The 23,334-nt window shown below is 65.0% G+C and carries 3 protein-coding genes; all 3 read left to right on the top strand.

Annotated elements, in window-relative coordinates; all coding sequences use genetic code 11:
* Window positions 1-12: 12 nt before the first annotated feature.
* The 3 genes from GAK28_RS08815 (at window position 13) to GAK28_RS08805 (ending at window position 23,289) form a co-directional block, all read left to right on the top strand.
* A complete protein-coding gene (locus tag GAK28_RS08815; RefSeq protein ID WP_291777300.1) occupies window positions 13-9,498 on the top strand; it encodes an SDR family NAD(P)-dependent oxidoreductase in 9,486 nt (3,161 codons plus the stop codon).
* On the top strand, window positions 9,395-10,597 hold the full coding sequence (locus GAK28_RS08810) for a beta-ketoacyl reductase (protein WP_291777297.1): 1,203 nt from the start codon (window positions 9,395-9,397) through the stop codon (window positions 10,595-10,597). The genes GAK28_RS08815 and GAK28_RS08810 overlap by 104 nt, the downstream gene beginning before the upstream one ends.
* A 77-nt stretch (window positions 10,598-10,674) precedes the next feature.
* Window positions 10,675-23,289, top strand: coding sequence for a beta-ketoacyl synthase N-terminal-like domain-containing protein (locus GAK28_RS08805; protein ID WP_291777294.1), 12,615 nt, complete (start codon window positions 10,675-10,677; stop codon window positions 23,287-23,289).
* Window positions 23,290-23,334 lie beyond the last annotated feature (45 nt).

The following is a 23,334-nucleotide window of genomic DNA, read 5'->3' as shown; positions in this document are numbered from 1 at the left end:
CACGTAAACGACATGGTCCTCGCCGGGCCGGTGTTGGTGCGCGCATGCGACCTCGATGAGGATCCCGCCTGGTCGACCTGGGCCGGGCAGCTGTTCGATGAGTACCGTAACGAGGGCGCGGCCTCGCGAGGGATCGACCATATCGCGCCGAACGTGTTCATCGACGCCAGTCGCAGCGGATATTTCCGCTACAGCCGGCACGGCCGCGTGGTCCTGGTCTATGCCTTCATCGGGCCGGGCGATGCTTTCGATCGCGTGGCGAAGGAATTGCTTGCGCACTGCGAGCACAAGGGCTATGTGCTCAACTTCCTCTCGCCGGAGCCCATCCCGGAAATCGCTGGCAAGCCATTCAGCGCCACGCCGTTCGGCGTGGTGCAACGGCTGCAGGACATCGCGTCGTTCAGGCTCAAGGGTGGAGCGATGCACCGATTGCGGTATCAGGTAAGCGGCTTCCAGAAGGCGGGACGATGTCGTCTGGACGAGTATGTCTGCGGTACGGATCCTGCCGTGGCCGTCGATATCGCGCGAGTGATCGACGCATGGCGTAGCAAGAAAACGAAGGTCAATCCGCTGGTCCTCACGGCACGCGAAGAAATCCTTGCCGGCACGCTCCACCCTCGCCACCGCCTTTTCCTGACCTACGTCGACGACGTATTGCAGAATGTGGTGCTGATATCGCCACTGTCCGCCCGGGACAATGGCTACCTCATGGATCTCGAATTCTACGGCGACGACATGCCGCGAGGCGGCCTTGAGTTCGCCATCGTCGGTATCGTCGAGAAACTCGCCAGCGAAGGATGCGACGTGCTGAGCCTTGGCGGGACCTACGGTTGCCGCATCGAAACGTCGCCTACCGCGGATGTCGCGGTGAATGCCCTCCTCGACGACCTGCACAAGCAGGGGATATTCAACGACCAGGGCAATTTTCAGTTCAAGAACAAGTTCCGTCCGCTCAACCGGACGATCTACCTTTGTCGCCCCGCAGACGCAGGCCGGGCGGACAATGTCATCGATATCATCATGATGATTGCCGACCCTTCCCGATCGCAGACCGTCGATACCGAAAACCACACGCCACTGGGGCCCTTCGTTGCGCTTGATCATGGCAGCGCCGCCGTGGACGTCGTCGCCGCGGCGAGTTGCCTGCCGGCCACGGATCGATTGGTCGCGCTGGAGGCGGCAGGATTCAATCCCCTGTGCCTACCGGACGACGCGGTGCGCTTCGATACGCGATCCGACTCCTGGGCTCAGGTCCGTACCGATGCGAAGGCTGAGCGAATCGGCGATCTGCATGCGCGGCTCCAGCAGCCGATGGATGTTGACGGGGTGCTTCGCGAGGCTCTTCCATTCGATGCCTTCGTGACGACCGAGTCGGGACGAAGCGCCGAGGGAGCCTTCTACAAGGCGTTCCCGCGGCGCGGCAAGGTTTTGCAGAATATCGTCTTTCCCACGAACCTCGCGCATCAGATCGCTTGCGGATTCACGCCGCGGGAGCTTCCCGTCCGCGGGTTCGCAGGGCTCGACGGCGTAGAGGGCGGCAGGGCAGACCTGGACCTCGAACGGCTCGCAGCCTGCCTCGCCGATGACGCGGCAGGCGTCGCCATGGTTTTCGTCGAACTCGCGAACAATGCGGCGGGTGGTGCGTCCATTTCCCTGGACCATCTTCGCGCGATACGGCGGCTGATCGACCCCCATCGTATTCCTCTGGTGCTCGATGCGACGCGAGTGATAGAAAATGTCAGGCTCGAACGCCATATCGAGTCGCTAGACGTATCGGATACCTGGGCGCAAGTACGCGAATGGATGGCCTGTGGCGATGCCGTCATCGTCAGTATGGCCAAGGACTTCGGTATCGATCGCGGCGGGTTGGTCTGTTTGCGTGACGCGGCCCTCTGGCGACGCGTTCGTGACGAGGCCCAGCGGCAGGATACTTTGTTGAATGCGTTTGACAGGAAGCTCGTGGCGCTCGCTTTGCACGCGCGGGCGGACCTTCCGGTGCTCGTGCATACGCGCATGGCGACCGTCCAGCGCCTGGCCGCTCTTTGCCGGGATCATGGCATCCCTATCGCCGATCCGGCCGGTGGCCATTGCGTCGTGGTGGACGCGGGACGCTTCACACCGTTCATCGGCGCGGACGATCCGGCCTCTGCCTTTTGCGCCTGGCTGTATCTGAACGCAGGCGTGCGTGCGGGACGGCACAGCATGGGCATGCAGAGAGGCGATGGCCTTCGTTCGCTGGTACGCATAGCGATTCCGCTGGGCTGGTCGGTCGACACCGCCGATGCGTTCCTTCACGCGCTAGGTGCGGTATTTGCCGCCCCTGCCAACATTCCAGTGCTTCGCGTTGTCGACAGCAAGCAGGGGTTTGGCGACGCTTCCGCCAGATACGCCCTGGATGGATTCCGCAAGGTCGAGCTTTCCGCATGGAACGAAGACCACTCCTCCATGGGACCGCCGCCGATTGCCGATCGAGTGGGCGTGCAAAGCACTTCCGATGCGTCGTATCCCGCGGAGAAAGGGCCAGCGATGAGCGATATCGCCATCGTCGGCATGGCGGGCCGATATCCTGGAGCGAAGAACGTCTCTGAGCTATGGGCCAACCTGCGGGCCGGCGTGGATAGCGTTACGCCGTTGCCCGAAGATCGCTATCAGCGTCGCCTTCGCTATGGCGAGGCGAAGCGATATCGAGGTGGCTTCATCGAGGATGTAGACCGTTTTGATTCGCTTTTTTTCAATATTCCCCCGAAAGACGCCGAACGATTGGACCCGCAGGAGCGCTTGTTCGTCGAGGTGGCCTGGGAGGCGCTCGAGGATGCAGGCTACTACCCCGAGGCTATCGGGAGGTCGGTGCAGGGCAACCGGGTCGGCGTCTTCGTCGGCGCGGTTTGGGCGATGTATCAAGCGCTGGGCATCGAGGAACGGCATGCCGGCCAGGTGACAGCTCCGAATTCGTTCCTCTGGAGCATCGCCAATCGCGTCTCCTACGCAATGAATTTCTCAGGACCGAGCCTGACCGTGGACACGGCGTGCTCGTCCAGCCTGACGGCGCTCTACCTTGCCTGCGAAGCCATCCGTCATGGCGAATGCACGTCGGCCATCGTCGGCGGCGTGAATCTGGACCTTCACCAGTCCAAGTGGGACATCAACTGGTCCGGAGGCGCCTTGTCGCCTGATGGTGTTTGCCGCAGCTTTGGCCAGGGCGCGAACGGCTATGTCGCGGGCGAGGGCATAGGCGCGTTGTTTATCAAGCCACTATCCCAGGCGCTGGCGGACGGAGATCAGGTCCACGGCGTCATTCGCGGCATGGCGGTTAACCACGGCGGTCGTACCAGCGGTTTTGTCGTGCCCAATCCCAAGGCACAGACTCAGCTGGTGCGTTCGGCGCTGGAGCGCGCGGGTATCGCCCCGGACACGATCGGCTACATCGAGGCGCACGGTACAGGTACCGAACTGGGCGATCCGCTGGAGATGTCGGCGTTGAACGCGGCGTTCCGGGACGCGGGCATGGCCGAAGCGAGCTGTGCCGTCGGCTCCTTGAAATCGAACATCGGCCACTTGGAGGCCGCTGCCGGTGTCGCTGGCGTGACCAAGGTGTTGTTGCAGATGCGACACCGTGAGTTGGTTCCATCGCTTCATTCGTCGGTGCCGAACGAGCATATCGATTTTCGTTGTTCGCCGTTTCGCATACAGCAAGTGACCCAATCCTGGGAGCCTGTCGCTCCCGGTGTGCCTTTGCGTGCCGGCATCAGCTCTTTTGGTGCAGGCGGAGCGAACGCGCATGTGGTCCTCGAACGATTCGAGGTACCGCTCCCGTCGCCAGCGGAAGCGATGGCACCGTCTTCGCTGGTTTTTCCGCTTTCAGCCCGCACCGAAGCCCAGCGTGACGATGCCGTGCGGCGCCTGCGGGATTTCCTGTCCGGCGATCATGGCGCGACGGCGCTGGCGGATATCGCGTTCACGTTACAGCAGGGGCGCAAGCCATTCGAGCATCGCGTAGCCGTGGCGGCAGCGTCCACCAGCGAGCTGATCGAACGGCTTGAATCGTACCTCGCCGGACGCAAGCACTCCGGTATAGCCATAGGCAATGGCAGGACCGCCGACCCCGTGCTCCGCCTGATGTCGCGCGGTGAGAGGCAGGAGGTCGCGGCCATGCTTGCGTCCAGGGCGGATCCCAACAAGCTCGCCCGTTTGTGGGCCGACGGTCTGCTGACCGACTGGGCGGATCTGGCCGTCGCCCCGGCAGGACGACGCGTGTCGTTGCCCACCTATCCGTTCGCCGACAAGCGTCACTGGGTACCGGACGACGCACCGGCCCGTAGCATGGGAAGCGGTAGCGTAGCCCTTCACCCGATGATCGACGACAACGCGTCGACGTTCGAGCGACAAGTGTTCCGCAAATCGTTCCACGATCGCGATTTCTTCATCTATGACCACAAGGTCATGGACGTACCGACCTTGCCTGGCGTCGCCTATCTCGAACTTGCGCGTAAGGCCGGTGAACTGGCGGCCGGCATGCCGGTCCGCCGTTTGCGGAACATCCTGTGGGTCAGTCCCATCGCGGTGCGCGACGTGGCCCACGAGGCACGGGTGGAGCTTTTCCCGGGACCGGACGGCGTGGCATTTGAGGTCTACAGCGAAGGCGAGGGCGGCCGAAAGATCCTGCATTCGCAGGGGCGCATCGGTTACGCGCCGTCGCCAGGCGAGCATGTATCCCATGTCGATCTCGAGGCCATCAGGAAACGGTGCCGCAAGGTCGCCGAGGGCGACGACGTTTATCCTCGTTTTCGCGATCTTGGACTCGACCTTGGGCCATCGTTCCGTTCGCTGCGGGAGGTCTATCGTGGCGACGGTGAAGCGTTGGGCCTGCTCCGTTTGCCTGAGGCACGTCGGGCTGACTTGTCTGAGCTGATCCTGCACCCCTCCTTGATCGACGGAGCACTGCAGGCGGGCGTCGCCGCCGAGCTCGCGGCGGGAGACGCCCGCATGCTGGTACCGTTCTCCATCGGCGAAGTCGAGATATTCGGAGCGCCTGGCGATACCTGCTGGACCTGGGTGACGGAGGTCGTGGACGAGCGTTCCGGCAAGTCCGCCGTTTCCCGGAAGGACGTGACGCTGATCGATCCGGACGGCCAGGTACTGGTTCGCATCCGTGAAGCCACGGGCGTGCCGATCGGCGACGTGCATAAATCCGCGACCGTCGCCGATGGGGTGACCACGCATGTATATGTACCGGGGTGGGAGGATGCCGCACCGCCGGATGGGGGCGCCGAGGGAACCCTGCTTTTGGTGGGAGTCGACCCGGCTTGCGTCGACGCGTTCGTCGCGATCCATGCCGGTCGTGTCGTTCCGGTCTACGCAGGCGACGATTTTGTCCGGATGGATGATGGGGGCTTTCGCGCAAGGCTGGATCGCGCCGACCACCTCGACAAGGTGCTGGATGCGGTCGGCGTCCCCGCCGTGGCGATCACGTTGGGTAGCGGGTCGGCGGACAGCGCGGTACTCGACGTGGTCTTCGGCCTTTACCAGGCATTGGCGCGCAAGCGACTTGATCGCCCTGTCCGGATACTTCACGGCATCGTGGGGGAGGCAACGGCTTGCCCCAGGCAGCAGGCGCTTGTCGGCATGCTGCGTTCCCTCAAGCTTGAAAACGCCCGTATCGACGGATCGGTCGTGGAATGGCATGCAGACGGCACCGACTTGGCGGGTCTCGCGCGGACACTGCTTGCGGAGAGCGCCGCGAGCGACGCCGCCTGGATTCGCCATGCGCAAGGGGTAAGGCAGATCGCCAGGCTCTCACGCCTGGAGGGCCATTCGGTGTCTTCCGTACCCGTCCGTTCGGGGGGTACGTGGTTCATCACGGGCGGCGCGGGCGGACTGGGTCTGATTTTCGGCCGGTGGCTTGCCGAAACGCACGGTGCGCGCGTCGTACTCATGGGGCGTTCGGCGTGCCCGGCCGAACTGGAATCGCATTTCACTGCGTGGCGCGAACGTGGAAGCGATGGCGCATATGTTCGTGGCGACGTGTCCCGAGAGGACGACGTGTTCCGTTGCGTCGCCGAGGCCAGGACGCGTTTCGGCGAGCTGCATGGTGTGATCCACGCGGCGGGGATCCTGCGCGACGGATACCTGAGGCAGTCGCTTCGCGATGACTTCGACGCTGTCCTTGCCCCGAAGGTGGCCGGTACGATGTTCCTGGACGAAGCCACGCGTAACGATCCGCTGGATTGTTTCGTGCTGTGCTCGTCCATGACGGCGCTCGGTGGCAATGCGGGCCAGACGGCTTACGCCTATGCCAACCATTTCATGGACGATTTCGCGGTCATGCGCGAGGCTGCCCATGTCGCAGATGGCCGGAAGGGACGTACGCTTTCGGTGAACTGGTCGCTCTGGGCCGATGGCGGCATGCGCCTGGACGAAGTCACGGAACGCATGTTCCTGGACACTCTGGGAATCACTCCGTTGCCAGCGCCACAGGCCATGCAGGCATTTGCAGACCTGCTCGCGAGCGGCCTTGTCCAGGCCGCAGTGGTGGAGGGCGTCCGCGAGAAGATCGAACGGGCGTGGGGTATCCGCAAGCCTGACAAGGCGCGACCCTTGCCGGTCGCCACCGAATCTGCCAATGGCGGTACCGGCGCGAACGAGCTTGCTGCGACTGTCCGGAGCACGTTGCGCCGCATTGCGATGGACATGCTCAAGCTGGACGCCGAGGATATCGCGACCGATAGCGTCCTTCTCGACTTGGGCTTCGACTCCATCGGGCTGACCGGATACGCCAACGCGATCAACGAGGCGTATGGGGTGGAAGTAACGCCGGTCCTCTTCTTCGATTATCCATCCATCGGCGATGTCGCGGACTACCTCTGCCAGGATTGCGCGGCGCGAGTCGTGGCAGTGCATGCGACGGACGGGGCACCCGTCATGTCCGTTTCCGCGGTGCCTGTAACGAGCGGCGTTTCCGCAGAGCCGATCTTCGGGCGCAAGACGGCGGTTCAGGGTGCATCCGAAGGTGTCGCCCAGGGCTCCAGCGGAAACCGCTTCCGCGATATGCCGATTGCTATCGTAGGAATCGCCGGCGTAATGCCGGGATCCGACGATCTGGACGCCTTCTGGAATCATCTCGACAACGGCGACGATCTCATCAGCGTGATTCCGCGTGATCGCTGGAACTGGGAGGATTACTTCGGCGATCCGTTCAAGGAAGCGAACCGTTCGAACTCCAAGTGGGGCGGCTTCATGAACGAGGTCGACAAGTTCGACCCCCTGTTCTTCGGCATCTCGCGTCGCGAGGCGCAGATGATGGACCCCCAGCAGCGGATCTTCCTTGAAACCGTCTGGAAGGCGATCGAGAATTCCGGACACAAGGTCTCCGACCTGTCAGGTACCCGTACCGGCCTTTTCGTCGGCGTTGCGACGAACGACTACGTCGACGTCATGAACCGTCATGATATCGACCTGGACGGTTACTCTGCTTCTGGCAACTCGCACTCCGTGCTCGCCAACCGGATCTCGTTCCTGCTCAATCTCCGCGGCCCCAGCGCGCCTATCGATACGGCGTGTTCCAGCTCCCTGGTGGCCCTGCATCGGGCGATCGAATCCATCCATACCGGCAGTTGCGACATGGCGCTCGTCGGTGGTGTACAGGTCATGCTGAGCCCGGGGGCCTATATATCCTTCGGCATGGCGGGCATGCTGAGCAACGACGGGCGCTGCAAGACATTCGACAAACGGGCCGACGGCTATGTGCGGGGCGAAGGCTCGGGAGCGATCCTGATCAAGCCGCTCGCGCGCGCGGAAGCGGAAGGAGACCACATCTATGCCGTGATCCGCGCTACCTCGGAGAATCATGGCGGTCGGGTGACGACACTCACCGCGCCCAATTCCAACGCGCAGGCCGAACTGCTGGTCGACGCCTATACCAAGGCCGACGTGTCGCCGACCCAGGTGGGCTACATCGAGTGCCATGGTACGGGCACCGGACTCGGAGATCCGATAGAAATCCAGGCGCTGAAGAAGGCTTTCGGCGAACTCTACGGTCGCCACGGAATCGACGTGGGCGAGGCGCACTGTGGCCTGAGTTCGGCCAAGACCAACATCGGCCACCTCGAAACCGCCGCGGGCATCGCGGGAATCCTTCGCGCGTTGCTCGCCATGCGGGCACGGCGCATTCCGGCGAACGTGCATTTTCAGGAGATGAACCCTTATATCGATCTGAAGGGTTCGCCGTTCTACATCGCCGGACGTACCACGGACTGGAAGGCTCCCCGACGGGACGGCGTGGAGGTGCCACGCATCGCTGGCGTGAGTTCGTTCGGCTTCGGCGGGGCGAATGCGCATATCGTGCTTGAGGAATACCGGGTGCCGGCTAGCGGCACGGCGACCTGTCGCGAACGGGTGTTCCCTCTCTCGGCCCGCGACGGACAACGTGTCGCCGACTACGTGCTTCGCATGCTTGAGCACGTAGCGCGTGATCCGAACATCGACCTGGATCGCCTGGCGTTCACCCTCCAGGTAGGTCGCGACGCCATGGCCAGCCGTGTCGCGGTGGTCGCCTCCGACCGTACCGGGCTGATGGATGCATGGCGGAACGTGTTGGCCGGCGGGGATGACGCATCGGTTTGGCAGGGTGTGGTGAAGAACGACATGCCTGCCGCGATTCCTGCGTCAGGCGCGACTCCGGCCGATGTGGCCAAGGCATGGGTCGAGGGCGCCACTGTCGACTGGCATGCGCCTTGGGTCGGACGTCCTCCGCGTCGCCTGCCTTTGCCGGGCTATCCGTTCGCGCGCGAGCGTTGCTGGTTGCCCGGCGTGGACGGGTTCCGACGGGAAGCGAAGAAGGAATCGTCGTCGACCGCTTCATCTTCATCCTCGCTCGGTTCGGGGACCGTCATAGCCGAATCCCGGTGGGCGCCACTGGATTTCAGTGGGGCGAGCGCTCATGCGGGGCGTCGTCATGCCCTGGTTCCGGCCGGACGGATAGATACGTGGCATGGTGCGCTGGCGGCGCTGCATGTAACATCGGTCGCACTGCAGACTGATGCCGCAGGAACATATGCGGAATGGGTAGCGTCGTGTCTCGCCGCGGTGCATGCGATCAAGACGCCGGGCCTGGTGCAGATCGTGGTCGAGGGGGGGGATGGCCGATCTGGCCGCAGGGCTGGAAGGCATGGCGCGCACGGTTGGATACGAGCGACCGGGGCTGGACGTCCAGATCGTCATCGTGCCGACGGATACGCCCGCATCCTCGATAGCGACATGGCTGGATCGCGCGGCGACGGACGCGCCGTCCACCGTTGTCCGCGTATCGGCCAGCGGCGATTGGACGGTGTTGCGGGCGTTTGTCATCGACTCGGGACGTGCCGAGTCCAGGCCGGCGTATCGCGAACATGGCGTATACGTGATCACCGGAGGCCTGGGAGGACTCGGGCTCCTCTTCGCGCGCGATATCCTCTCGCGTACCAAGCATGCGCACGTGGTGCTTACGGGACGCTCGGAACCTAGCCTGGAAAGGCGCGTTCGCTGGAACGCGCTCGCGGACGAGGTCGGCGGGAGGGTATCGTGGGCCACTATCGACCTGGGCGACCGCACCTCCATCGATACGCAGATGGGCGCAATCGTGCGTCGTCACGGAAGACTCGATGGCGTGCTGCATGTTGCGGGAACCACTGTCGATGGTTCGCTGGACACCAAGGACACATCGACGCTCGCGAACGTGCTGTCACCGAAGGTTGCGGCGACGGTGTGGCTGGACGAAGCCACACGATCCCTGGACTTGGATTTCTTCGTCGCGTTTTCCTCCGTGGTCGGAACGCTCGGTAATCCTGGGCAGTACGACTACGCGGCGGCCAATGGCTTCATGGACGCGTACGCCAGGCGTCGTCATGCTGAGGGCGCCAGGGGGTGGCGTTCGATCGGATGGCCGCTGTGGGCCGAGGGCGGCATGAAGGTGTCCGCACAGATCCAGGACGCCATTAGGGCGCGCACCGGCATGGAGTCGTTGCCGTCGTTCGAAGGACTCCAGGCGTTCCACCGTTGCGTGGCGGAGGACCGCGCTGCTTCGCTGGTGATGTTCGGCGAAGCCGGCATGCTGCGTGCGACGATCAATGGAGCGTTGCGGTCCGTTCCTGTCGCACATGCCGCTGGCCATGTGTCGCAGGCCCGTGTGCGCGATGTTCGTGAGCGCATCCTGGCCGTCGTCGCCGACATTCTCTTGGTGCCTGCAGGAGACATCGATCCCGAGGGCCACCTGAGCGAATATGGCCTGGATTCGATCGGCGTCGCCAATCTGTTTCGCGGATTGAACCGAGCCCTGGGCGTTGCGCTTTCACCGTCAACGATTTTCGAACACCCTTCGCTCGAGGGGCTCGCCATGCATGTCGCGACGCTGCTTCCGGTCGTTGGGGATGTTTCGACCGAGACCCCCGAGGGTTCGAAAGTCGAGGGCGATAATGGAGAAGAGGATGACACGGTCGAACTCGTCTTCGAACTGGACGACGAAGGGCCGGCTCCGGTCGAGGATACGAACGTCCAGGCGCTGCTCGACGCGGTGCTGTGGCGGGAAGGGGATGAGGAAGAGGGCTATGAACGCCTGACGTTCTGACGTGTGCCGGCGGGGGCCGGGCACGGGCGGGGATGGCTCTGTTGGGCACGATGCGTGCCCGGGTTGGGGGATAACGGATGTTGGATCCAAGTCGCTGTATCGTCGCATTCCTTGCGGCGCCGCTTCGGGACGCGCTGATCGCGGGCCTGGCACCGTCCGATGCCGGAGTGCTGTTGGAGAGGCTTGGCCTTGGGGATTGGCCAAGCGACGGTACACCGTCGCTGGCGTCCCTCTTCGATGTGTCGTTGGTACGCGGCGGCGTTGCCGCGCCGCCTGGACTCGCCTCGCACCTTGCCGCCCTGACGGATGCGGACCACCCATCGACGCACGCCTGGGCCGCGGCCCTGCTTGCCGCGTTGGCGCAAAGCGGCGATTCGCATATCGAAGCCTTCCTGGGCGAGATGCCCGAGACGCTTAAGGAAGCCATTCATCATGTGTTTTCGCTCGTCGGCTGGAACGCCGGCGAAGCCACGGCTGCGGCCCTGTCGCCCCGTATCGGTGCGATGCTGGCCTGTCGCGACGCTCTGCGTGCGATCGCGGTGGCGTCGGCATGGCCGGTCGCGGCGCGGTGCGACGCCCACGCACTTCGCCTCGCGGCCACAGGGACGATATATCCACGCGATTCGCTCGAGGAGAGTTTGGAGCCTTCCCCGGCGGAGCCGTTACCTGCGAGCTATCAGTTCCATACGGCGGGCGCCACGCCCCTCGGCGAACTCGTCCGGATGCTGGAGGCGGCAACGGGATACAAGCCGCAGACCGCCGCGCGCACACTCGAAGATGCGGCTTTGCAGGGCTTCTACGATTCATCGACCTGCGTGTCGTGCCCGGGCGCCACGCCCCTCGTTGGATGCTACCGCTGGACCGCGCATGCTGCGCACGTCCGTCGAGCCGTCATTGCCGATGTGCCGCGACTGCTCGAGTTGGAGTCGCTGTGCTGGGATCACACGCTAAGCGACGACGTTACGCTGCGTCGACGTATCGACACATATGCTGCAGGGCAGTTCGTGATCGAGTTGGACGGGGTCATCGCTGGCTGCGTCTACAGCCAGCGCATCGCCGATGCGGCGGCCCTGGACGCGCTGACGGCGCACGATGTACATACGCTGCATCGTGCGGATACCCCACTGGTGCAATTGCTTGCCATCAATGTCGATCCGCGATGGCAGGACAAGCGGCTGGGCGATCGTCTCCTGGAATTCCTGCTTCGCGTGGCAACGGTCACGGAGGGGGTGACCGGCGTGGTCGGCGTCACATTGTGCAAGCGCTACGCCGCGCATCGCGGTGAATCGTTCGACACCTATATCCAGCGCAACGGAAGCGGCCAGGATCCGGTTCTCGCGTTCCATCACGCCCATGGTGCCGACGTCGTGCGCGCCGTTCGCGGCTATCGTCCGCAGGACGCCATCAACGAAACCCATGGTGTCCTCGTTGCATACGAGCTTTCCAGTCGCCTCGAAAGGCTGGGAGGCAGACGCTCCGGCATAGCAGGCCCCTTGAGCGACGCCCCGGCGGAAACGGTGGCCCGCTGGCTGGGGGAGCAGGTCGTCGCGTGGTTGGGACCGGATGCATCGGCCTATGCCGACGATAGGCCGTTGATGGAGATGGGGGTCGATTCCGCAGCGCTCCTTGCCCTGCAACGTGATCTGGAGGATGCCCTGGGCGTTGTTCTGCCCGGCGCCTTCTTCTTCGAAAACAACACGGTCGCACGTGCGGCCGCCAGCGTCGCCCGGGCCGCTCCGCAGCCCTCATCGCGCGCGTCCGCAGAGGCGGGAACACCCGTGTCGTCGCTCGAAGGACGCGATGGCGATATCGCGATCGTGGGTATCGCCTGCAGGTTGCCGGGCGGTATCGAATCCCCCGCCGACCTGTGGCGCTTGCTGGATTCGGGCGCCGATGCCATCGGTCCTTATCCCCTGTCGCGGGGGCGTTGGCTTTCCGCCGACGGATATCCCGGTATCGACCGTGGTGGATTCGTCACCGACCTGGAATCGTTCGATCCGGCGTTCTTCCGTATTTCGCCTGCCGAAGCGCGGCTAATGGATCCGCAGCAGCGTCTCGTCCTGGAGCTGGCGTGGCAAAGCGTCGAGGATGCCGGCATCGTGCCGGCTTCCCTGGCTGGCCGGGATGTGGGCGTGTTCGTCGGTGCCAGCAACAGCGACTACAGCCGGCTCATGCAAGAGTGCGGCGAGGACGTGCAGGCACATCTGGGCGTCGCCAGCTCATTGGCCGTGATCGCCAATCGCGTGTCCTACTTCTTCGACTTCGTCGGTCCGAGCCTCTTGCTGGATACGGCCTGTTCGTCGTCATTGGTCGCCCTGCATACCGCAGTGCAATCGTTGCGTCGCGGTGAATGCTCCAGTGCGCTGGTCGCTGGCGTAAACGTGATCTGTCATCCCGACCTTTCGCTGGCCTACCACAAGGCTGGCATGTTATCGCCGGACGGCTTGTGCAAGGTCTTCGACGCCCAAGCCGATGGCTATGTTCGAGCGGAAGGCGCCGTTGCGTTCTATCTCAAGCCATTGGCGGCAGCGATCGCCGAAGGCGACCCGGTGCAGGGCATCATTCGCGGCACGGCGATCAATCACGGAGGACTTGCCAGCGGTTTGACAGTGCCCAATCCGCGAAAGCAGCGCGATCTGTTGCTCGCCGCATGGCGTGATGCCGGTGTGGGGCCCGGCATGCTCCGCTACCTGGAGGCCCACGGCACGGGAACTTCGCTCGGCGATCCGATCGAAGTGGAGGCGATAAGTCAGGCGTGCGCGATGGTCGGGCAACGCGCGGAAGATGTGGATTGCGGCATCGGTTCGATCAAGAGCCAGATCGGACATCTGGAATCGGCCGCGGGGCTTGCGGGTGTACTGAAGGTATTGCTTGCCTTCCGCCATGGTCGCGTGCCCGCCACTGCCCATTTCAGGACGCTCAATCCAAGGATCCGGTTATCCGCTGGCCTGCACGTCCAGTCGGCGTCCGGTTCGTGGCCTGACGGGCCGAAGGTGGCGGGCATCAGCAGTTTCGGGTCCGGTGGCGCGAACGCGCATGCGGTTGTGTCGGACCATGCGGTACATCGGCATGAAGAGGTGCGAGGACCGTGGTTGTTTGTGTTGTCCGCCTTCCGTGCCGATTGTCTGCGAGCCCAGGTGGCAAAGGTGATCGCCTGGCTTGAGCGCGACGGCCGGGAAGCGTCGTTTTCGGCAGCCATCCGGACTTGGCAATGCGGTCGGGCGGCGCTTCGTCATCGCCTGGCCATACGCGTCGGAAGCAGGGATGAACTGGTGGCCGCGCTTCAGGCGTGGCTTGCCGGTGCGAAGCGCGATGATATCTGGCACGGCGACATCGCTGGCAGTGCCGACACGCTCGATCTTTGGCGTACGCCGTCCGGGCAGGAACTTATCGCCGCTGCCGCTACTCACGGCGATATCACGCAACTGGCGACCCTGTGGACGCGGGGCGTGGATGTCGATTGGCGCTTCCTGCACGCTTCACGTACACGCATCGCCGGCTTGCCGGGATACGCTTTCGCCCGTGAACGACATTGGGTCGACGTCATTCGCGTTGCCGCATCGGAGTCATCTTCCTCACAGCTGCATCCCATGTTGCACGTCAACATGTCGGATTTTTCGACGACGGCGTTCACATCGTCATTCCGCGGAGACGAGTCGTTCCTTGCCGATCATCGCGTGAAGCTTGGCGATCGCGTCGCCCCCGTATTGCCTGCCGTCGCCTACATGGAAATGATGTGCGCCGCACTGGAGCGGGCCACGCCACCGGCGGATCGAGGCCACGCGGTGCAGTTGAAGAACGTCGCCTGGCTGGCACCGCTCATCGTGCGCGAACCTTCGACCGTGCACACAACGTTAGCCGTTGGCGAGCATGGAGAGGTGCGTTGCGACATCGCCAGTGGCGACGACGGATCCCGTATGCCGCATGGCGTCGGGCACCTGGCATGGTCCCACGAGACGGCACCGGCGCCCATCGATCTGGGTGCGTTGCGTGCGCGCATGGGTGCACCGGAGGCCGCCGCTTCACTCTATGAGCGTCTGGAAGGACTCGGACTGGTATACGGCAGGGCACATCGTGCGCTTGTCGACCTGCGACAGGGTCAGGGCGAGGTACTCGCCGAGCTCGCGCTGCCGGCCGGAATGCTGGTCGACGCAAAAGCCTACCATTTGCATCCGTCGCTGGCCGATGCGGCGCTGCAGGCCTGTCTGGGCTTGCTCGGCGGCGCACAGCCGGAGCCTCGTCTGCCATTCTCCGTCGATCATGCCTGGGTTCGGTGCGATGATTCGGCGTCGACTGCGAGTGCCGCCTGGGTCAGGCGCGCATCCGAAGGCGATGATCGCATCGATATCGATCTTTGCGACGCCGACGGTATCGTCGTCGCCATGTGGCGCGGTTTCAGCACGCGCCGTGTCGGACCGGTCGCGCAGCACGCGTTGCTTCTGGCGAAATCGACGTGGCAGCCCGTTGATAGCGCTGCAATGGCGGTGTCTTGGCGACGCAGGGAGCGTTTCACCACGGGACATCCATGGCCTGGTGCGTCTGAACTCGGTACCGAGGCCAACGATTTCGGCGCCTTGGTCCGAAGCTGCATGGAGACGATCCAGTCGCTGCTGAAAGCGCGCGATCCCGAGCCCTGCCTGTTCCAGGTAAGGGTGGACGATCGGGAGAATCCTGCGCAGTGGCATGGGCTCGTCGCCATGTTGCGTTCCGTGTCGCGAGAGCAGCCCCGGTTCCATGCGCAGGTCCTGGTGGCGCCGGCTTCGCTGGAGGAAAGGGCCTTCGCCGATTGGGCGGACGAGATGGCCGGGCGGCCGGGCATCCGCCTGGCCCGATGGGGCGCGGACGGCGTGGAGACATCGCCGGCCTGGCAACTCGTGCCCGAATCCGGAGGCGAGACGCCGTATCGCGAACACGGCGTATACCTCGTCACCGGTGGCCTGGGCGGGATCGGCTGCTTGCTTGCGGAGGACATCCTAGCGAGCACGCACGCGCGAGTCGTCCTGGGTGGGCGAGGCGACGTGTCCGGCATGCGAGCGGAACGGCTGGCAGCCCTGCGGTCGCGTTTTGGTGAAAGGGTGGGCTATCTCACCATGGATCTGGCCCACAACGGACAAGTGGCCGAGGCGATCGCATCGCTCGTGGCCAGTGAAGGCGCCTTGCATGGCGTGTTCCACGCCGCAGGGACGACACGCGACGCATTCCTGATGGGGAAGCGGCTCGACGAACTGGATATCGTGCTTGCACCCAAGGTCGGTGGAACGGTGGCACTTGACGAAGCGACGGCCCACCTGCCGTTGGATTTCTTCGTCTGTTTTTCGTCGACGGCCGCGGCCTTCGGGCATGTAGGCCAAGCGGACTACGCGGCGGCCAATGGCTTCATGGACGGTTTCGCTGCTCACCGCAATGCCCTGGTTGCCACCGGCGCACGTCATGGACGGACGATATCCATCGCATGGCCCCTATGGAAAGACGGCGGCATGCGTATGGAGGACCATGCCCGTCGCGAATGGCAGAAGACGACCGGCATGGTCGCCCTGGCCACGAAAGATGCCTGGCGCGCATTGCGCTCGATTCTTGTGGAAGGTATCGAGCATGCCGTGGTGATGTCGGGGAGGCGTGATGCGATACAACGCACTCTCGAAGGAACCGGCCTTGCAGACCCCGCGAACCTGCCCCGTACCCACGACGTCTCAGCGACGATCGATGATGATCTGCGCCGGGCGGTGGACAGCTGGCTTAAGGCCGAGTTCGCGCGCGTGATGAAGGTGCCGATCCAGCGTATCGCGGCAGATGCCGCGTTCGACGCATTCGGCATGGATTCGATTCTGGCGATGGCGCTTACCGGCGCGCTGGAAAAAACCACCGGGTCGCTGCCCAAGACATTGTTCTTCGAGTATCGGAACCTGGGCGAACTGGGCGACTACCTGGTCCGTTCACATGGCGAGGCACTGGCGAAGCGCTTCGCCGCCACGGAGCGGAGGGCGCCGACGCCTGTGCCGGCGGAGCGACGCGTGGCTCCGCCGCCGGCCAAGAAGATGCAAGCGGTTGGCCGTCCCTTGGGAGCGACGACGGCGGAACCGATCGCGATCATCGGCATGAGCGGACGCTACCCGGGTTCGCGCGATATCGCAGGGTTCTGGAACAACCTGCGTGACGGTGTGGATTGCGTGGTGGAGGTGCCAGCGGATCGCTGGGACTGGCGTGACTACTACAGTGAAGACCGGACCGCCGCAGGGCGTCATTACAGCCGGTGGGGCGGGTTCATCGAGGGGATCGACGAATTCGATCCGCAGTTCTTCCACATCGCACCGCGTGAAGCGAGATTCCTCGATCCGCAGGAGCGGATGTTCCTGCAACACGCCTGGATGGCCGTGGAGGATGCCGGTCACACGCGTGCCAGTCTGCGTGGAGATGGGGAGGACGCCGGACAGGTCGGTGTCTATGTTGGCGTCATGTACAGCGAGTATCAGTTGCTCGGCCTGCGCGCATCGCCCGAATCGCTGCGCATGGGCTTCGCAGGGAATGTCGCCAGTATCGCGAACCGCGTGTCCTATGTGCTTGACCTGCATGGTCCGAGCATGACGGTGGACACGATGTGCTCCTCGTCGTTGACGGCGATCCATGTGGCCTGCCAGGACTTGCGTGCGGGGCGGACACGCATGGCGATCGCGGGCGGGGTGAATCTGACGGTGCATCCTCAGAAGTACCTTATGTTATCGGCTGGACAGTTCATCTCTAGCGAGGGGCACTGCCAGAGTTTTGGCGAAGGCGGCGACGGCTATATTCCGGGCGAGGGCGTGGGCGCGGTGGTGCTCAAGCGGCTGTCAGACGCGGAGCGGGACGGTGACGTGATCCACGGTGTGATCCGTGGCAGCGCGCTGAACCACGGCGGTCGGACGAACGGTTACACGATACCCAACCCGCAGGCGCAGGCGGCGGCGATTGGCCGGGCGCTGGCCGAGGCAGGCGTGGATGCGCGGCGGGTGAGCTATGTGGAAGCGCATGGCACGGGCACGAAGCTGGGCGATCCGATCGAGATCGCGGCGTTGTCGCGGGCGTTCGGTGCACACACGTCGGAGCGTGGGTTCTGCCTGCTGGGTTCGGCGAAGTCGAACATCGGCCATTGCGAGGCGGCGGCAGGCATCGCGGGACTGACGAAGGTGCTGTTGCAGATGCGCCACCGTCAGGTGGTGCCGTCGCTGCATTCGTCGCGGCTGAACCCGCACATTGATTTCGACGCGGGCCCGTTCACGGTGAACCAGACGCTACGGGCGTGGGAGTCTCCGGTGGTGGACGGCCGCCGAGGGCCGCGAGTGGCGGGCCTGTCGTCGTTCGGTGCGGGGGGATCGAACGCGCACATGGTGGTGGAGGATTACGAGGCCTCGGCGGTGCAGTTGCCGGAGGGGCCGGTGGTGGTGGTGCTGTCGGGCCGCACCGAGGCGGCGCTGCGTGGTCGGGCGGAGGATCTGCTGGGGTACCTGTCGGGCGACGCGGGTGCGCTGGCGTCGGTGGCGTATACGTTGCAAGTGGGTCGCGAGGCGATGAACGAGCGCCTGGCGGTGGTGGCGTCGAACGCGGAGGAGTTGGTGTCGGCGTTGCGCGGTTACCTGGCGGGCGAGGATCGCGAGGGCCTGTACGTGGGCCAGGCCCAGGAGCACCGTGAGTCGGTGGCCTGGTTTGCGGAAGACGCGGAGCTGCGTGAAGCGGTGTCGCGGTGGGCGACGACGGGACGCCTGGAGCGCGTGGCGCAGGCGTGGGTACGCGGGGTGGAGATTCCGTGGACGGCGCTGCATGGCGGCCGTGTGTTGCCGAAGGTGGGTTTGCCGACCTATCCGTTCGCCCGGGAGCGCTACTGGCTGTCGTTACCGACGGCGGAGACGCCGGCATCGGGCGTGTCGCGATTGCATCCGTTACTGCACGAGAACGTATCGGACCTGCGTGGCCAGCGGTTCCGCTCGCGTTTCGTCGAGGCAATCACGGCGTGGGATTGCCTGGAGATGGCGCGGGCGGCGGCAGTACGAGCGTTGGGCGTGGACGATACGACGCCGTTGAGCTTGTACGACGTAGCCTGGTTCGATGTGCCGCGGGCCGACGACGTCCTCGATGTGCTGCTTTGGGAGGATGTCGAAGGGGATGTCGCGTTCGAGATCGTCCGTGTTGGCGACGAAGCGTTGCTGGTACAGGGGGGCGTGCGCCCGTTGTCGGTCGGGCAGCACGAACCGTCTAGCCATGGCGATGATCGCATCGTGCTGTCCTCCGAGTGGATACGTGGTTTGCTGGGCGAATACGACGCATCGCATGCGCTGTTGACGCTGGACGAGTTGCGGATCCATGGACCGGTATCTTCCGGTGCGACAATTCGTGTGAGCCGGTTGCCAGGGCATGACGACGTGATCGGCTTCGACGCGCAGGTGATCGACGAACAAGGGCGGGTCGCCATTGGTTTCCACGGTCTGGCCGCAGATCGCAGGAGCGAACGTTCCACGATGTCGCGCGTATTGCCTGTCGTCGACGGAGTGGTCATCGATGAGCCCATCGACGGAGTGATCCGTCTTGTGGCGTCGTCTTCGCATCCGGATACATTGCTTGCAGGGCTCCACGCGATCTCCTCGCTTGGCGAGTTGACGTGCGTGATCGTCGGCATGCGTGATTCGTCGGATTCGGTCATAAGCGATGCCTGGGACGCACTCGCCGCTCGCCTGCGCGATTCAGGATGGCCGACCATCGCGGCGTTGCCGGGCGACGCGATCGGACCGGCATGGTGGCTGGGGTTGTCGTGCGACGCGATCGTGGTGTCCGCGAGCGGTCGCTACGGGCTGGAGGCCTCGTCATGGGGTCTGGCGCCGGCGGTCCGTGCCCGTACGGGCGTGGTGGACGTGCAGGTGCGTCGAGGCGAGGCCTGGCGTCAGGCGGGTTGGGGCGGCAAGGTGGTGGCGGCCGAGGCGGTGGCGTCGGAGGCGCTGGCGGTGGCCGGATCGCTGGCCGAGAAGCCGGTCGAGGCGCTGCGGCTGTTGAAGGCGCACCTGTCGCGGCAGGACGAGACGCCGTCGTTCGCACCGGGTGTATCGGTGGCAGACGCGCCGGCGCTGGTGCGCTGTGATGCGCGCGAGGTGTCGACGGTTCGCCGCCAGGTGGAAGAGGCGATCGCGCGCGGCGCGGGGTCGGTGGTGCTGTGGAGCGAGTCGTCACCGTTCGAGGAGGGGATGGACGCGGGGGCGGTGGCGTCGTGGTGCGCATGGCTGGCGACGGTGCCGGTGCCGGTGGTGGCGGGTCTGGGTGGCGACGCGCGTGGGCGTTCGTGGCTGGCGATGCTGGGCTGCGACGAAGTGGTGCACGCGGCGGAAGGCTGGTACGGAGCGGCGGACGTATTGGACGATCTGCCGTTGTCGGGATGGGCGGGCGTCTGCCTGCCGTTGCACCTGGGGGCGTCGGGTCGGCGGGCCCTGCTGGACGGCGAGAGCCGTGCGGGCCGGGATTGGCGGGGAGCGCAGGTGACGGGATCGGAAGGCGTGCTGGCGAGTGCGCAGTCGCTGGCCCGCGGATGGGCGGGTCAGCCGGCGTCGTCGCTGGCGGCCTGGCGGGCGCGCCGTCAGGTGCCGGCGGTGGCATGGCCGACGTCGGACGAGTCGTTGCCGGTGGAAGGCGGGGTGCGCCTGTCGGGGACGGCGGTGAAGGCGACGTCGCTGCCGGGCGGGGTGCTGCTGGTGGAGCTCTGCGATCGCGACGCGCGGAACATGTTCTCCGAGGCGTTGGTGCGTGGCGTGGAAGAGGCGTTCGCGCACGCGGGGACGGCGGGTTACCGGGCGGTGGTGGTGACCGGCTACGACACGTACTTCGCCTCGGGCGGCACGCGGGAGAGCTTGCTGGCGATCCAGTCGGGGCAGGCTCGGTTCACGGACTTCACGATTTTCCGATTGCCGATGGCGTGCGAGGTGCCGGTGATTGCGGCGATGCAGGGCCACGGGATCGGTGCGGGGTGGTCGCTGGGCCTGTTCGCGGACCTGGGGATCTACGCGGAGGAATCGCGTTACGTGAGCCCGTACATGGATTACGGATTCACGCCGGGAGCGGGGGCGACGCTGATGGCGCCGAGGCGCCTGGGTGAGTCGCTGGGCCGGGAAAGCCTGCTGACGGCACGTGAATACAGCGGCCATGCGCTGGGCGAGCGAGGGGTGGGCGAGGCGGTGTTGCCGCGATCGGAGGTGGTGCCGGCGGCGTTGGCGCTGGCATCGCGAATCGCACGGCATCCGCGGCACCGGCTGGTGGGGCTCAAGCGCCTGTGGAACGCGGGATTGGCCGAGCGGGTCGACGACACCTTCGTCCGCGAGCTGGACATGCACGACAAGACCTTCGTCGGTCGCGAGGACACGTCGCGTCATATCCAGGCGCGATTCGAACAACTGGCCAAGACCACGCCATTGCCTGTGGCACCTGTGATGGCCAAGGCTCCGGCCGGCACGGTCGCCAAGCGCTCACTGGAAGCGATCGCGCATCGACTTCGGGAAAGCCTTACGACCGAGTTGCATCTGCAAGGCCGGCCGATCGACGACGACATGGAGTTCATCCAACTCGGCCTTGACTCGATCAGCGGTGTGACGTGGGTCCGGCGGATCAACGAGGACTTCGGGACGCAGTGCGAAGCCACGACGATCTATAGCTACCCCACCATCCGCCAGCTATCTGCGCATCTGCAAGGGCTGCTTCCCGTCGACGCGGAAACCGAATCGCCGCCGGCACCGCCGGTGTCCTTGCTTTCTTCGCCGTCGGTGCGCGCGCGATCGTTCCGCGGACAACGCCCGCGACGCGAACGGGCGACCACGCCAGTCGCCGACCGCATCGCCATCGTCGGCATGTCGGGGCGTTACGCGGGAGCGGACGACCTGGATGGATTCTGGACGCAGCTAGTCGAAGGCCGAGATGCCATCCGCGAGATACCGCGGAACCGTTGGCGGATCGACGATTTCTACGATGCGGATCCGCAGGCTCGCGACCGCATGATGTCGCGCTGGCTGGGTTCGATGGACGACGTCGATTGCTTCGACACGCTGTTCTTCCGGATTTCACCCGACGAGGCGGAGCAGATGGACCCGCAACACCGTCTGTTCCTCCAAGAGGCCTACCATGCCTTCGAGGATGCTGGTTACACCGGGCGCGCGCTGAGTCGTTCACGCTGTGGCGTCTACCTGGGTATTTCGACGAACGACTATGCCTTGCTGCTCTCGCGCAGCGGGGTCCGGGCGGCACCCGTGACGGCGAACAGCTATTCCATCGCCGCGGCGCGGATCGCCTATCACCTGAACCTTAACGGTCCTGCCATATCCGTCGACACGGCGTGTTCGTCGTCGCTCGTCGCGCTGCACCTGGCGTGCCAGGCCTTGCGCAGCGGCGAAGTCGACATGGCCCTGTCCGGCGGCGTCAGCCTCTGGCTCGCGCCGGAGTCGTACCTGGCGCTCAGCCAGGCCGGCATGCTGTCGTCATCGGGGCGCTGCCGTGCCTTCGACGACGGTGCCGACGGCATCGTGATGGGCGACGGTGTCGGAGCGTTGGTGCTCAAGCGGCTGGCCGACGCGGAACGCGACGGCGATCGCATCCTTGGGGTGATCGCGGGTTCGGGCATCAACCAGGATGGTCGAACCAACGGTATCACGGCACCGAGCGCCCTTAGCCAGGCCGACCTGGAAAGGGACGTGCATCGCCGGTTCGCAATCGATCCGGCCGACATCGACTACGTGGAGACCCACGGCACGGGTACGCCGCTCGGTGACCCGATCGAACTTGAAGCCCTCGCCACAGTGTTTCGCGAGCGTACCGATCGTCGTGGTTACTGTGCACTCGGCTCGGTGAAGAGCAACATCGGCCACACCTCGTCGGCGGCGGGTGTCGCGAGCGTACAGAAGGTCCTGCTATCCCTGCGTCACGCGACGATTCCGCCGACGCTTCATGTCGAGCGGGAAAACAGGCATTTCGATTTCGCGTCGTCGCCGTTCTTCATTGCCCGTTCGCCCGTGGCCTGGCCGGCGAAAGCCGGCCGGGCACGTCTGGCCTGCGTCAATTCCTTCGGATACAGCGGCACGAACGCCCATGTCGTGATCGAGGAATATCGCGCCCGGGAGCCCCAGGTCGCGCCGCAGGACGTCCCGGCCACGCAGGCGGTGGTGCTTTCCGCCCGGGATTTGGACGGGCTCGTCCGACGCGTCGAGAATCTGGTGGCGTGGCTGGGTCGCCGGCAGGCCCCCGGCTTGCCCGCCGTCGCCTTCACCTCGCAGTGCCGGAGGGATGCGATGGATTCCCGGGTGGCATTCGTCGTCGACGACCTCGCGGCATTGGAGCAGGCGGCACGGCGCTGGCTGGGCAATCCGATCGAAGGGTCGCGGACGACGACCCGCGCGGACGAGGCGACGATCGCATCCTGGATCGCGGCAGGCGATATCGAACGTCTCGCCGCTACCTGGGAGGCGGGAGCGGATGTTCCATGGATCACGCTGTACACGGCTGGGCGTCCTGCGTACGCAGACCTGCCTCTGTATCCGTTCGCTCGCGAACGCTATTGGGTCGGCTCCGCCGGATCGGCGTCGTCCGGATCTCGCGACGCGAATCCGACGGGTACGGCATGGATCGAGGACGTGCTCGAGCGGATCGAGAAGGACGAGTTGGATACAGGGCAGGCCGTCGCGTTGCTCAACACGCTGTGACGATCGATGGGACGCATCGAGCGATCCCATCGCAACGGAATCGAA

The sequence above is a fragment of the Luteibacter sp. genome, from assembly GCF_009912395.1.
Taxonomy (GTDB): domain Bacteria; phylum Pseudomonadota; class Gammaproteobacteria; order Xanthomonadales; family Rhodanobacteraceae; genus Luteibacter.
The sequence above is the reverse complement of the archived record's forward strand: the minus strand, read 5'-3'. Positions and strand labels throughout refer to the sequence as shown.

Coding starts and splice junctions, on each gene's coding strand:
- GAK28_RS08815 (WP_291777300.1), top strand. CDS start 13: ATGGTCCTCGCCGGGCCGGTGTTGGTGCGCGCATGCGACCTCGATGAG.
- GAK28_RS08805 (WP_291777294.1), top strand. CDS start 10,675: ATGTTGGATCCAAGTCGCTGTATCGTCGCATTCCTTGCGGCGCCGCTT.